Source organism: Enterococcus sp. AZ103 (assembly GCF_051714685.1).
Lineage (GTDB): Bacteria > Bacillota > Bacilli > Lactobacillales > Enterococcaceae > Enterococcus_A > Enterococcus_A alishanensis.
Genome location: NZ_JBIOSI010000001.1, coordinates 2,381,264 through 2,395,020, shown reverse-complemented (window position 1 = coordinate 2,395,020; position 13,757 = coordinate 2,381,264). Strand labels below are relative to the sequence as shown.

The window sequence follows — 13,757 nt, the reverse complement described above, 5'->3', positions numbered from 1 at the left end:
TAATGAAAAAAAAATGGATAGGTTTAAGTTTAATGTCAATGATGGCTTTAAACATTGCTTCACCAGCTTTGGCTGAAGAAGTAAGTACATCTGAAGAAAATAATTCTGTTACAGCATCAGCTGAACAGGATCAAGATAATCAAGAATCAGTAAACCCAGCTTCATTGATTGGTGAAGATGGCAGTCTTTACATGGCGCCAAGCGGACGATCTGATTTGCTTCCACAAGTTCTTTCAGCTACGACTCGAGCAACTTTACCATCGGTTGCTGCGACTGATAATAATACACCATCAAAAAGTTTTATTGATGTTTCTTCACATAATGGAACAATTTCAGTGGATCAATATCGTTCTATGATGGCTTACGGTGTAACAGGCGTAACTGTCAAGTTAACTGAAGCGACTTCTTATCGTAATCCATATGCAAAATCACAGATTGATAATGCCAAAGCAGCTGGTTTACTTGTATCAACTTACCACTATAGCTGGTTCACAAGTGATGCTGCTGCTGCCGCAGAAGCAGATTATTATGCGCAATTTGCAAATGAATTAGGTTTAGATAAGAGCACTGTAATGATTAATGATATGGAAGAACCCAATATTGCCGGTAAAGGAGACCATACGGCCAATTCAATTGCTTTTGCTAACCGCTTAAAACAGTTAGGCTTTAACAATACCAAACATTATATTGGCTTATACTGGCTAACTTCTGGACGTGTGAATGGTCAAAGTATTGGTGAGAAAAATATTTGGGTAGCTGCGTATCCTTATACTCTGACTACAACAAATTATTATACGCAATATGGTGCATGGCAATGGTCTTCTCAATTAGGTTTCCCCAACGTTTCCGGTAGATTCGACATTTCTGCAGATTATATTGGTGATTACAGTATGCCTCTTGATCTTGAGAGCCCTGAAGGCACAACAGCAATGTATAGAATGTATAATACTAACAGTGGTGAACATTTCTATACTTCAAACGGCGCAGAAAGAAACTCCTTAATTCTAGCTGGCTGGAATTATGAAGGCCGCGGCTGGAATGCACCGAATGAAGGTGAGAATGTGTACCGTTTGTATAATGCTAACGCTGGAGATCATCATTATACAAAGTCTGCGGCTGAACGTGACAATTTAGTTGCTCAAGGATGGAAAGATGAAGGGATTTCTTGGCGCTCTGGTGGAGAAACTGCTTTACATCGTCTGTATAATAAAAACGCCAAAGCAGGAGCCCATCATTATACATTAGATACAAATGAACGTGACCACTTAGTTTCAAATGGCTGGAATTATGAAGGTATCGGTTGGTACGGTAATTAAAAAATAGTAAACCATCAGTTTTCAGCTGGTGGTTTTTCATTTGTTGGTGTTATAAAAACTAGTATAATCTTTTTATTATTTAAAGATTCTAAAGGAGCGATTAATTATGTTAGGACAAATCGCAAAGAAAATAAAAAATGTTCATATAGCTGTTTTCGTATTCATTCTTTTCTCAATCATTTTCGGAGGTTCTTTTGTGAAATTCATTCCTCCTTTACAGGCACCAGATGAATTGGGCCATTATTTAAAAGCTGATGCGCTTTCCCGAAACGAAGTGGTTCCAGTAATTTATAATAAAAATAATGTTGAGAATGAAAATGCCAAGTCGTGGAATGAATTTGGTTTTTATGCCTCAAAAGGAGTAGAAAAAATTGTTAAACTATCTTTCACGGTAGGAAATTATCCGGAAAATAAATTTGATTACCAGAAAGCTGAGGAAGACAATTATCCTTCCTCAGGTAAAGTTTTTTTACCAACAGGTGGTATAACAAATTATTCGATTATTAATTTCATTCCTCAAACATTGGGGATTCTTTTTGGAAAAGTACTTAACACTTCTCCTTTAGCGCAATATTATTTGGCAAGGGCATTTAATTTAGTATGCTATATTGTCTTGATAGCAATTGCAATTAGTCTGTTTCCTTTTTCTAAATGGGCAGCGGCAATAATTGGATTAAATCCATTGGCTATTTTTCTTGCTGCATCCACTTCAGGAGATGGTTTAACAAATGGCGTTGCGCTTTTATTTTCAGCTTATGTTTTAAGATTGGCAGCCAAAAAGCAATTGACAGAAGAAATAGAAGAATCGTCTAATAGGCTTTCATCAAAAAAAATCATGATAGCAGGTCTACTATTAATTATTGCTGTCACTATGAAACCAACGAATATAGTATTAGGTTTGTTATTCTTTTTAATACCTAACAAAGATATGAATATCCGCCGTAAAGTTGTTTGGGGAAGTGTTATTCTTGCCTTATCTATAGGGCTTTATCTTTTATGGAATTCTTTGATGGTGGATCAACAGATTCTTTATCGGGATTTTGCTAATCCTAATCTACAATTACGTCATTTTTTAAGTAATCCAGGTATTTTCTTTAACAATTTAATCAAAAATTTTATTTTCGGAAATAAAGGTAATTATATTTTACTATCCTACATGGGTAATTTTGGGTGGTTGAACACACCTATTGGTTGGCATTGGGCAATCCTGTATTATAGTTTATTGATAGTTTCAGCCTTCTTACCTAATCAAAAAGCAATATTTTTTAGATGGCCTAAAAAGCTTGTTCTAGGAGTAGCGTTAATTTTGTTTACACTCTTAACTTTCTTTGCTTTATATCAAATCTGGAACCCAGTAGATACTAAAAAAGCTATTCAAGGGGTACAGGGGCGCTATTTTATTCCGATAAGTTTTGTATTTATTCCACTTTTTTCAACAAAAGAAGGAACGATAAATGTAGCCCAAAATAAAATTTTGATTGTTATTGGTAGTATTTTAGTGATACTGTGGCTAGCAGTTTTACGAATCTTAGCGGTAAGATATGGTTTTTAAAAAGTTAGGTGGCTTTGGCTGCCTTTTTTTGGTTATAATTGAAATATAAAAAGTTTAAAATGGAAGTTGGTTGTGTAGATGGTAACAAAGAAAAACTTTTTACTGAAAATAGGAATCCTATCAGTTTCTCTGATACTGGTTTCGTCTTTATCCATTTCCCCAGCGATCCCCGCGATTGAAGGTTATTTTGATCATATCTCTGCTTCATCAATTGAACTGATGACTACTGTACCATCTTTTTCAGTGATGATTATGGTCTTACTAAGCAGTTTTATTTCCAACAAAATTGGTGAAAAAGTGACTGTCATTTTGGGACTAAGTCTAGTTTTAGTGGCGGGAGTGTTACCTTTTTTTCTAAATGATTTCTCTGCCGTTTTCCTTTCGCGAATTATTTTAGGTGTGGGTCTTGGTCTGATTAATTCTTTAGCTGTCAGTCTAATCTCAATCAACTTCAAAGGAAAAGAAAGTGCCTATCTAATGGGGCTACGTAGCGCATTTGAAAGTGGTGGGCAAGCCATTTTAACTTTTTTGGCTGGTCAATTAATTTTATTCAATTGGCAAAGTGTCTTTTTAATTTATTTATTGGCTTTGCCGATTTTGTTACTATTTATGTTTTCCTATCCTGATAATAAGAAAAAAGATTCAGATGTTGAAATTGATAATAGAAAGCAATCAGTCAATTTTTACGTGATTTTGATTGCTGTTTTTTTAGTTGTTATTGTAGGTGCTCAAACGGCTATTATTATTCGCATTTCGGGTATTGTCACTAGTTTTAACTTTGGGAATATGGTTGATGCGAGTCGGGTACAGACATTGATGACTGTAGCGGGAATGATTTTAGGTGTTTTTTTTGGTCGTATTTTTATCTCAATTCGTTACTTCACAGCGTCACTTGGTTTAATTATGATGACCATGGCTCATTTTTTAGTCTATAGTGCCAATAATTTAATGGTTATTACTGTTGGTGCAGTTTTAGCAGGTGCGGCATATCCATTATTGATTTCTTTAATGTTTCATTTGGTTTCAGAAGTTTGTCGATCAGGTTCAGAGACACTCTGTATGTCAGTTGCATTAGTCGGATGTAATTTAGGGGGATCGTCGGCACCTTATTTACTAAAGTTGATTGCTTTGATTACCGGATCAAAAGCAATTAATCAGCCCTTTTTAAGTTTTGCATTCTTGTTTGCGGTATTAACAATTCTAAGCTGGTTTTTTTGTAGAAAAAGGAGTTTAAAATAAAATGATATCTTTTAAATTAGTTGAAGATGAAGATTTAGCAATGATAGAAGAGTGGTTAAATTACGAACACGTGAAAAAATGGTATGAAATACCTGAACTAGATGTATCGATTGACGATTGGCAATGGAACTTAGGCAAAGAGAAGAGCAGTTTAATTGGCTTACTCATTTGATTGTATTTTGAGATAATCAACCTTTTGGATTCTGCCAATACTATAAAGCTAATGATAGTCTTGATGAAGATTTTGGCAGGATACCTTTAAACGGAACATATGGCATTGATTATTTGATTGGCAATCCGACTTTTTTAGGAAAAGGCTATGGTAAAAAAATGATTTTTTGTTTGATAGAAAAAATTTTCCGTTTAAAAGATGCAAAACGTATTACAGCAGAAATTGATCCATCAAATATAGCTTCAAGAAATGTTTTATTGTCCTGTGGATTTCACTTAATAGGAGAATCAAACAATCGTTATCTATTAGAAAAAGAATTATGAAATATTAATTTTAAGGGTAATTTGAAAGTGGTTTTTTCTGAATAAAAGTGAGCTTTAACAGATAGGAAAAAATATTCTACTAAAATAATAATCTTTTGGTTTTTTTCTTAATAAATGAGTAAATAGAATCAGCAATGATTGTCTTTTAGCACCTTTATGTTATGATAGTGGAAGACTGCAAAGATTATTTGTAGTAATCGAATCAAGAGGTGAAGGCCATGTATGAAAGTACTGACTCGGGTGAAACAGTCCGCTGTTCTTTTTGCGGAAAAACCCAAGAAGAAGTAAAAAAAATTGTCGCAGGTCCTGGCGTTTATATTTGTAATGAATGTATTGATCTTTGTAAAGAAATTATTGATGAAGAATTTCATGAAGAAGCGCTTCGTGAATTTATTGATGTTCCAAAACCCAAAGAATTATTGGACATTTTAAATCAATATGTAATTGGACAAGATCGCGCAAAACGGGCATTATCAGTTGCTGTATATAATCACTATAAAAGAGTAAATACGGATACTGAGAATAAAGACGAAGTTGAATTACAAAAAAGTAATATTTGTCTGATTGGACCAACTGGTTCTGGTAAAACTTTCTTGGCACAAACGTTGGCACGTTCATTAAATGTACCGTTTGCGATTGCTGATGCCACAAGTTTGACTGAAGCTGGTTATGTTGGTGAAGACGTAGAAAATATCTTGCTTAAGTTATTACAATCGGCTGACTATAATGTTGAACGAGCTGAAAAAGGCATCATCTATATCGACGAAATTGATAAAATTACACGTAAAAGTGAAAATGTCTCTATCACTAGAGATGTCTCTGGTGAAGGTGTACAACAAGCCTTATTAAAAATCTTAGAAGGTACGGTTGCTAGTGTACCACCACAAGGCGGGCGCAAACATCCTCATCAAGAATTTATTCAAATTGACACAACCAATATTTTATTTATTGTTGGTGGTGCTTTTGATGGTATCGAAGCAATTGTTAAAAATCGTTTAGGTGAAAAAACAATCGGCTTTGGTAGCAACAATAAAAAATTAGATGAAAATGCTAGTATGATGCAGCAAATTATTCCTGAAGATTTATTAAAATTTGGTTTAATTCCTGAATTTATTGGTCGTTTGCCTGTGACAACGGCATTAGAAAAATTAACGACTGAAGATTTGGTCAGAATTTTAACGGAACCAAAAAATGCTTTAGTGAAACAATATCAAAAACTATTGTCTTACGATGACACAGAGTTAGAATTTGAACCTTTAGCCTTGGATGCAATCGCAGATAAGGCCATTGCACGAAATACTGGGGCACGGGGATTACGTTCAATCATTGAAGATATTATGATGGACATCATGTTCGATATTCCTTCTGATGAAAACATCAAAAAAGTGATTATCACTAAAGATGCTGTTGAAGGAAACGGAAAACCAATCGTTGAATATCATAGCGATAATAAAAAAGCAGGTTAAAAAAAACAGCGTGGCAGATATTTTATATCCAGCCACGCTATTTTTTTGAAAATATCCATGTTAAAATGAAATTTATACCATTGCATAAAGGAGAAAATGATGAAAGTTCATAATGCAGAAATTGTTATCAGTGCCGTTGCTCCCAAGCAGTATCCTGAAAGTCAACTACCAGAAATTGCTTTAGCAGGACGTTCAAATGTAGGGAAATCTTCATTTATCAATACACTGATTAATCGAAAAAACTTGGCGCGAACTTCCAGTAAACCTGGCAAAACTCAAACATTGAATTTTTACCTAATTGAAGATAGTTTATATTTTGTAGATGTTCCTGGTTATGGTTATGCGAAGGTTTCAAAAACAGAGCGAGTAAAATGGGGAAAAATGATTGAAACGTATATTACCAGTCGGGAACAATTGAGGGCAGTTGTCTCTTTAGTGGATATGCGTCATGACCCTAGTGTTGAAGATATTCAGATGTACCAATTTTTAAAATATTATAATATTCCAGTGATCGTTGTTGCTACAAAGGCCGATAAGATTCCTCGGGGAAAATGGAATAAGCACACAAGTAGCATCAAGAAAAAATTAGATTTTGATGGAAATGATGATTTCATTATTTTTTCTTCTGAAACAAAAGAAGGAAAAGAGGCTGCTTGGACGGCAATTGAAAGCTATCTAAAATAAAAAGACTGACATTTAGCCAGTCTTCTACTAAAGTAAGTCGAACTGACTTACTTTTTTTTATTTTCTTTTTTATCTTTGTCTTCTGGTTTTAAAAATTTTTCGACATCTTTATTGCTCTGTACTTTTTTTTCAGGGTCAACAGCAAAATTTTCAAAAAGTTTATCTAAATCATTGGTTCTTTCAAATTTTAAGCCCATGATTTCACCTCCATAATTTCAATATTAGTTTAGCACGTTTATTTAAAAAAACAACTACCAAAAAAATGGGCATTACTTTTTTAGGAACTTTTAATAAATTACGCTATACTATAAGTAGTAAAAGGAGGTATCAGCAATGGAAAAGACGGAATTATTGTATTGTGTAAACCACCTAGATCATTTAGAAGATGGCAAACTCCAAGAATTTGTCAGAGATTGGGTAATTATGTCTCGCTTATTGCTGGAACCTGTTGAAATGGTCGTTGATGGCGTAAGACAGCCTTTTGATTTAATGGATTTACATCAAATGATTGATTTGCTACATGATAAAGAAGATTGTCGGATATGCTTAATAAACGGACCACAAGAGACGACGTTGCATATTTTAGGTCATAGTTTAGTTGAAAAAACGTTAATAGAGCATCAAGTCTTTAAATATTGGGAGTTAATCTATTTTGATTACTTAAAAGGGCGGGTAAAGGATTATGGCGTCTTTGGCTATATGCGGTCTTATGATGAATTTCTATATCATAATGTCAGTGATCTGCAAAAACGACAAGCTTTTCAAGCGAGTGAAGAAATTGATAAATTACCAAAAATGAAGACAATTGATGGAGAAATAATTATCGACTGTAATCAATTTTCAGGATACGATGTTTTTTATAAAGGCTTTTGTTTAACTTCCTGTTGGCGCATTTTCTTTGGACCAGCATATCAACAATTTTTTCCGCAACAATTACTTTTAGAAATACAGCAAGTTGATCGAGCTGAAAAATTAGGTGAAGGTATTTTTATCGAAATTTTTAAAAATCCATTACATTGGGCTGAAGTCAGCAATCTCCATTATCAAAAGATGTTTCGTAACCAGCTGGGTATTGCGCAACTTTCTTATACCAATGGGGTAGGAGTGTTAGAACAACCCTTTATTGAATTTGCCTTTGAACAGTCAACCGTTCAAACGGTGCAGTATCAAAATGATTTATTTCAACCAATCGAAAAGAAGAAAGCGACTTTTTTCGTAACAAGAACCTATGATTATTTAAAGGATGATTATTCTGTTACTAGAATGAAGGGGAGTTTGAATGCACTGGCCTATTTTCCTTGGATTGATAACGAGAACAAACAAATGATGAACTTTAAAGTACTTTATCCAGAACTCACAATTGATCAGGGAGTAAGCGCTTATCGGTATTATATTGAAGACTATTTAGATGTTAAAATTACAGATTTACAATTAAAAGATTTTTTACCAGTACTGCAATTTTTTGTACCAAGACTATCAATCGAAAAATTTCCATTGAATGAATTGAAACAAGCTATTCCAGGTATTTCTATTCAAGAAGTAAAACAAAAAGCTGAGGGCATCTCTTTATTACTTAAACATGAAAGTCAAAACTTGAAAGTCTTGTTTATCCCGCAAAAATTTGAAACTAAGGAAAAGCAGATGCGTATTATAGACATATAAAAAAGCTTGAATTTTGTAGCGACCTAGTTTGAACTACTAGAGTCGCTACATTTTTCAAGCTTTTTTGATTATTCAGTTACAGCTGAAGCTGCTGGTTTTTTAACTAATCCATAGATCACACCAGAGACGATAGCGCCAATCGCAATAAAGATTAAATAGAGTACTGGATGACTTAATAATAAAACAACGAAGATTCCGCCGTGAGGGGCTAATAATTTAATACCGAAAGCACCAACTAGTCCACCAGTTAAAGCAGAACCAACTACGAAACTTGGAATAACACGAATTGGATCGGCTGCAGCAAAAGGAATCGCACCTTCTGTTACAAATGATAAGCCCATTACGATATTTGTTAGACCAGCATCAATTTGGCTTTTTTCAAATTTACTTTTGAATAAACGAGTTGCCACGAAAATTGCTAAAGGAGGAACCATACCGCCAGCCATGACTGCTGCCATGACGATTGAACCGCCAGTTGCAACTGTTGAAGCAAGCGTTGCAGTACCGAATACATATGCAGCTTTATTAATTGGTCCACCTAAATCGACTGCCATCATGCCGCCTAATAAAGCGCCAAGTAAGATTGCATTTGATCCACCTAGACCAGATAAGAAACCATTTAGACCATCATTGATAGCTTTCATCGGTACATTGACTAACAACATTAAAAATCCAGTAATCAGTAATCCAAAGAATGGATAGAATAAGATTGTTTTAATACCGTCTAATGATTTTGGTAAGCCTTTAAAGACTTTTTTCAAGAAGACAATCACATAACCAGCTAAGAAACCACCAATTAAAGCACCTAAGAAACCAGCACCACCTTGATTAGCTAAGAAACCAGCAGCGAAACCACCGATTAAACCAGGACGGTCAGCAATACTTGAAGCAATAAATCCGGCTAACACAGGTAACATGAAGGTAAAGGCAGATTGTCCAATTTGATTGAACCAACTAGCCACTTGGTTATAGTTACCTAAGTTTGCTAATTCAGCAGAAGGAACGCCAATAAATTGATCAATCATGAATGACAAGGCAATCATAATTCCGCCACCAATTACGAATGGCAACATATGAGAAACGCCGTTCATCAAATCTTTATAAATATTTTGTCCAACTGATCCACTTTCTTCTGTGGATTGAGACGCGGTTTCTGATCCATCGCCTTTAAAAGTTGGTGCATTACCACTTAATGCAAGATTGATTAATTCTTCTGGTTTACGAATGCCATCTGAAACCGGACGGTTGATTAATTCTTTTCCAGCAAAACGATTCATTTCTACTTTTTTGTCTGCTGCAACGATAACGGCATCAGCACGAGCGATTTCTTCATCAGTTAATCGATGTTTGATTCCTTCCGAACCATTTGTTTCAACTTTAATATCAACGCCCATTTCTTTCGCTTTTTTCTTTAAAGCGTCTTCTGCCATATATGTGTGGGCGATACCAGTAGGGCAGGCTGTAACAGCAACGATATAGTGACGATTAAAATCTTTTAACTCGTTTTCTGCCGCTTCTTCAGCTTTTTCTTCTGCTTCTTTAGCTTTTTCTGCAGTATCAAATAAATTTTGAACTTCCTCAGGTGTGTTAGCTTCTTTTAATTGTGCGACAAAATCAGGATCAATTAATAATTTCGAAAGAGAAGCTAAAGCTTGTAAATGCGTATCATTTGCGCCCTCTGGAGCAGCGATCATGAAGAACAAATAACTAGGTTGGCCATCAAGAGCTTCGTAGTCTACGCCATTTTTACTTTTAGCAAATAAAACTGTGGCTTCTTTTACAGCACTATTTTTAGCATGAGGCATTGCAATACCATCGCCTAGACCAGTTGAAGTGAGTGCTTCTCGTTTAAGAATACCTTCTTTGTAAATTTCTACGTCAGAAATTCTACCTGCATCGTACATTTTTTGGACCATTTCATCAATTGCGCCTTGTTTATCAGTTGCTTTTAAATCCATGATCATTGCATCTTTTACTAATAAATCTTTGATATCCATTTTTTCTCCTCCTATTTTACCTTAGTAATAATAACTTCAGGTAATAATTCTTGAATGAAATCAGCTGTGGCTAAATCATCTGAAAATGTCGTTGCACTGCCGCAAGCGACGCCCCATTTAAATGCTTCAATTGGGTCTTTCGATTTAACAAAAGCACCAACAAAACCAGCAATCATTGAGTCACCAGCACCAACTGAATTTTTTACTGAACGTTTTAATACATTAGCTGAGTAAACGGCATCGTCAGTAAATAGTAAAGCACCATCACCTGCCATTGAGACAAGTGCGTGTTTTGCACCAGTAGCTAACAATTTTGCACCGTACGGGAAAATATCTTCCACTGAATCAAAAGTTGTCTCGTATAATTCAGCCAATTCGTGATTGTTAGGCTTCACTAAAAGTGGACCGCTTGGTAAAGCATCCATTAAATCTGCTCCAGTAGTATCAATCACAAATTCAGCACCAGTTGACTTAATCACTTCTATTAATTCTTGGTAAAAACCGGTTGGCACACTGGCTGGTTTGCTACCAGATAAGACAACTACATCATCTTTGGTGACATCTTTTAAAATTTGTTTTAGATGTAACATTTCTGCAGTTGAAACATCTGGGCCTAAGCCATTTATTTCAGTTTCTTCAACTGCTTTTAGTTTTATATTGATACGCGTATCGTCACTGACTTCAGTAAAATTGGTTTGAACATTCTCTTCTTTTAGCCAACCTTTAATAAAGCTTCCAGTAAAGCCGCCGATGAAACCTAAGGCAGTAGAAGGAACATTGATCCTTGCCAAAATTCGTGAAACATTAATTCCTTTCCCGCCAGGTAATTTAAAATCATTTTTCATGCGATTGATATCGCCAATCTTCAACTGATCTACATGTACAATATAGTCAATAGAAGGATTTAGTGTCACTGTATAAATCATACAGAAACCTCCTTAATAGTAGTTTGTTTAGCGATGTCAGTGTAAAGTTCAGTCGGACATCGATCAGTGAGAATGATTGCTTCAGAAAGTTTAGTAATTTGAACAAATGTTGTTTGATTAAATTTAGAATAGTCTGCCAAAATAAATGCTTTTTCGGACTGTTGGATAGCTAGTCGTTTTAGTGCTGCTTCTTCAGGATCTGGCGTGGTGTAGCCGGTTTTTTCTGAAATACCATTGGTGCCCACAAATGCTTTATCAAAACGATATTGACTTAATTGCGCCATCGCTTGAGAGCCGATAACAGCATCAGTTTTTAATTTGATTCGGCCGCCTAAAACAATTGTGTTGATTTGATGTTCAACTAATTTTGCAGCCAGACCAACTGAATTGGTCACAACAGTGACGACAATATCTTTTAAATAAGGAATAAGTTCGATTGTTGTTGTTCCAGCATCTAAATAAATAATATCGCCATCATCAATTTCTTGACTGGCTAATTTTGCGATTGCTTGTTTCTGTTGAATGTTTTTGAATGATTTTTCAGAGAAGGCAGGCTCATCATCTAAAAATTGCATTTTCGTGGCACCACCGTGAACTCGCTTTAAATGACCATCATCTTCTAATTCTTGTAAATCACGACGAATGGTTGACTCTGAAGCCTGTAAACGATTCATTAAATCTTGAGATTTCACAACATTATGTTCATCTAATAATTCTAGTATTTTTTTTCGTCGCTCTTCTGTAAGCATTTCCATTCCTCCTCAAAAACATCATAGCACAATTAAATGACCTAATCAATCAAAAACATTCAAAAACGTCCATAAACATTTTTAAGAAAAAAACCAATGATTACGGTCATTGGTTTAGTTGCGAATAGGTTGTAATTGATTTTCTGATGTTAGATAGATTACCTTCGTCGGTTAAAATCATTAAAATATCGCCGGCTTTCATGACGGTATCACCATGAGTTAAAAGTTCATTTGATCCACGTAGAATCGAGATTAGTAACATTTCTTGTGGCCAATTAAAATCGCGAACCAAGATACCATCTAAATTACTCTCGGCATTAACAGGAAATTCAAAAACTGTTTTAATACCAGTAATACTGGGACTATTGTGTTTAACCAAGCGTTCCAACAGAGATTCATAAATCGGGTTACCACCTAACCAGTCATTCATAATATATGCACATAAGGAACAAACGGCTAAAGGCATCAAATGTGTTATGTTGCCGACCATTTCTGTAACTAGAATGATGGCGGTCAATGGTGCTTTTCCAATCGCGGTGAAGTATGCTGCCATTGCAAAAATTGCAAAATCACGAATATAGATACTTTCAACGCCAAAAAATTGATGAATTAAAGTGCCGTATATGGCGCCTATAATAGCTCCTAATGTCAAAATCGGTAAAAATATTCCTCCTGGTAAGCTTGCTCCATAAGAAATCATCGAAAAAACAAAACGCAAAAGAAATAAGCCTAATAAAAATTGCATCGAGAAGTTGTTTAGACCTAAAGAAATAATAATTTGATTCCCACCACCAAGATAGTGAGGGAAAAAAATTCCAATGGGAATAATTAGGATAAAAGGAATCAATCCGTATAAAAATTCTGGTAAATGTGTTTTTTGATACCAACTAGCTAAGGACAATAGTACCTTTTGATAGATGAAGCCAAATATCCCTAGTAAGGCACCTAAAAGAATTAAATGTCCATAATATTTTAAAGGTAACGAAGGGACTTCAGAAAAAAATAGAACCGGTTTTAAACCAAAAAAATTTAATGAAATAAGATTGGCACTTAATGCAGCAGTTAAGGATGTAATCCACATGAGTGGTGAAAAGCTATGATGAATTTCTTCGAGAACAAATAATAGTCCAGCCACGGGTGCATTAAAGGCAGCTGATAATCCGGCAGCAGCACCACTGGAAATGAAAATTTTCTTTTCAGCTGGGGTGGCTTTAAAAAAATGCCCAAATCCTTGGCCAACTGTTGCTCCTAGTTGAATAGACGGACCTTCTCGACCTAGAAATAAACCTGAGCCAACTGAGAGGACACCTGTTAAGAATTTTTTCCATAAGACAGCGAACCAATTTTGATGGATTTCCCCCTGTAGTTCTCCTTCAACTTGCGGAATCCCGCTGCCTTTAATATCTGGCTCCGATTGAACAATTTTCCCAACGAAAAGTGCACAAAATATCATGAGAATCAGCCAGAGAATGATGTACCAACGGTGAATTTGCAAAAATAAATAAATCCCAACAATTTTTTCACCTGCTACCTCAATCAATAATCGAAAGAGACTTACGATGATCCCAGAAATACCACCAATGATTAATCCTTTTAAAATGAATTCTAATTTTGTATGATCTAATTTTTTTATTTCGTGTTCTTTCATTTGTTTCTCCTCCTAATGCCTTA

12 protein-coding genes and 1 pseudogene are annotated in these 13,757 nt (G+C 35.1%); 8 read left to right on the top strand and 5 right to left on the bottom strand.

The genetic code is table 11. The features are described 5' to 3' along the window. Nucleotides 1–2 precede the first annotated feature (2 nt). The 7 genes and pseudogenes from ID741_RS11975 (at nucleotide 3) to yihA (ending at nucleotide 6,752) form a co-directional block, all read left to right on the top strand. On the top strand, nucleotides 3–1,316 hold the full coding sequence (locus ID741_RS11975; RefSeq protein WP_218325400.1) for a GH25 family lysozyme: 1,314 nt from the start codon (nucleotides 3–5) through the stop codon (nucleotides 1,314–1,316). Between the two features lie 106 nt (nucleotides 1,317–1,422). Beyond that, entirely contained in the window at nucleotides 1,423–2,868 is a 1,446-nt protein-coding gene (locus ID741_RS11970; protein ID WP_438720122.1) for a DUF2142 domain-containing protein, read from the top strand. Between the two features lie 78 nt (nucleotides 2,869–2,946). Further along, complete coding sequence (locus ID741_RS11965) at nucleotides 2,947–4,107, top strand: MFS transporter (protein WP_438720121.1); 1,161 nt, start codon at nucleotides 2,947–2,949, stop codon at nucleotides 4,105–4,107. 1 nt (nucleotide 4,108) lies between these two features. Then, nucleotides 4,109–4,279, top strand: coding sequence for a hypothetical protein (locus ID741_RS11960; RefSeq protein WP_438720120.1), 171 nt, complete (start codon nucleotides 4,109–4,111; stop codon nucleotides 4,277–4,279). Between the two features lie 23 nt (nucleotides 4,280–4,302). After that, nucleotides 4,303–4,602, top strand: a pseudogene (locus ID741_RS11955) (GNAT family N-acetyltransferase); the annotation flags it as partial. A 218-nt stretch (nucleotides 4,603–4,820) separates the two neighbouring features. Then, nucleotides 4,821–6,068, top strand: a complete 1,248-nt coding sequence (gene clpX, locus ID741_RS11950; protein ID WP_218325396.1) for an ATP-dependent Clp protease ATP-binding subunit ClpX — start codon at nucleotides 4,821–4,823, stop codon at nucleotides 6,066–6,068. A 99-nt stretch (nucleotides 6,069–6,167) separates the two neighbouring features. Next, nucleotides 6,168–6,752: a ribosome biogenesis GTP-binding protein YihA/YsxC gene (yihA, locus tag ID741_RS11945; protein WP_438720119.1), complete on the top strand. Its 585-nt coding sequence runs from the start codon at nucleotides 6,168–6,170 to the stop codon at nucleotides 6,750–6,752. Nucleotides 6,753–6,799: 47 nt separating this feature from the next. Here the strand turns inward: yihA and ID741_RS11940 are convergent, their stop codons facing one another. Beyond that, nucleotides 6,800–6,949, bottom strand: coding sequence for an SPJ_0845 family protein (locus tag ID741_RS11940; protein WP_438720118.1), 150 nt, complete (start codon nucleotides 6,947–6,949; stop codon nucleotides 6,800–6,802). A 136-nt stretch (nucleotides 6,950–7,085) separates the two neighbouring features. Here ID741_RS11940 and ID741_RS11935 point away from each other — a divergent pair, with 136 nt between their 5' ends. Next, a complete protein-coding gene (locus ID741_RS11935; protein ID WP_438720117.1) occupies nucleotides 7,086–8,414 on the top strand; it encodes a hypothetical protein in 1,329 nt (442 codons plus the stop codon). 68 nt (nucleotides 8,415–8,482) lie between these two features. Here ID741_RS11935 and ID741_RS11930 read toward each other — a convergent pair whose 3' ends face one another. The 4 genes from ID741_RS11930 to ID741_RS11915 form a co-directional block, all read right to left on the bottom strand. Then, entirely contained in the window at nucleotides 8,483–10,411 is a 1,929-nt protein-coding gene (locus ID741_RS11930; RefSeq protein WP_438720116.1) for a PTS fructose transporter subunit IIABC, read from the bottom strand. Nucleotides 10,412–10,422: 11 nt separating this feature from the next. Next, entirely contained in the window at nucleotides 10,423–11,337 is a 915-nt protein-coding gene (pfkB, locus tag ID741_RS11925; protein WP_218325391.1) for a 1-phosphofructokinase, read from the bottom strand. After that, nucleotides 11,334–12,086, bottom strand: a complete 753-nt coding sequence (locus ID741_RS11920) for a DeoR/GlpR family DNA-binding transcription regulator (RefSeq protein WP_438720115.1) — start codon at nucleotides 12,084–12,086, stop codon at nucleotides 11,334–11,336. Before ID741_RS11920 ends, pfkB begins: the two co-directional genes overlap by 4 nt. Nucleotides 12,087–12,192: 106 nt before the next feature. Next, complete coding sequence (locus tag ID741_RS11915) at nucleotides 12,193–13,734, bottom strand: ClC family H(+)/Cl(-) exchange transporter (protein WP_438720114.1); 1,542 nt, start codon at nucleotides 13,732–13,734, stop codon at nucleotides 12,193–12,195. Nucleotides 13,735–13,757 lie beyond the last annotated feature (23 nt).

Coding starts and splice junctions, on each gene's coding strand:
- ID741_RS11935 (WP_438720117.1), top strand. CDS start 7,086: ATGGAAAAGACGGAATTATTGTATTGTGTAAACCACCTAGATCATTTA.
- ID741_RS11960 (WP_438720120.1), top strand. CDS start 4,109: ATGATATCTTTTAAATTAGTTGAAGATGAAGATTTAGCAATGATAGAA.
- ID741_RS11915 (WP_438720114.1), bottom strand. CDS start 13,734: ATGAAAGAACACGAAATAAAAAAATTAGATCATACAAAATTAGAATTC.
- ID741_RS11930 (WP_438720116.1), bottom strand. CDS start 10,411: ATGGATATCAAAGATTTATTAGTAAAAGATGCAATGATCATGGATTTA.
- pfkB (WP_218325391.1), bottom strand. CDS start 11,337: ATGATTTATACAGTGACACTAAATCCTTCTATTGACTATATTGTACAT.
- ID741_RS11940 (WP_438720118.1), bottom strand. CDS start 6,949: ATGGGCTTAAAATTTGAAAGAACCAATGATTTAGATAAACTTTTTGAA.
- ID741_RS11975 (WP_218325400.1), top strand. CDS start 3: ATGAAAAAAAAATGGATAGGTTTAAGTTTAATGTCAATGATGGCTTTA.
- ID741_RS11920 (WP_438720115.1), bottom strand. CDS start 12,086: ATGCTTACAGAAGAGCGACGAAAAAAAATACTAGAATTATTAGATGAA.
- yihA (WP_438720119.1), top strand. CDS start 6,168: ATGAAAGTTCATAATGCAGAAATTGTTATCAGTGCCGTTGCTCCCAAG.
- clpX (WP_218325396.1), top strand. CDS start 4,821: ATGTATGAAAGTACTGACTCGGGTGAAACAGTCCGCTGTTCTTTTTGC.
- ID741_RS11965 (WP_438720121.1), top strand. CDS start 2,947: ATGGTAACAAAGAAAAACTTTTTACTGAAAATAGGAATCCTATCAGTT.
- ID741_RS11970 (WP_438720122.1), top strand. CDS start 1,423: ATGTTAGGACAAATCGCAAAGAAAATAAAAAATGTTCATATAGCTGTT.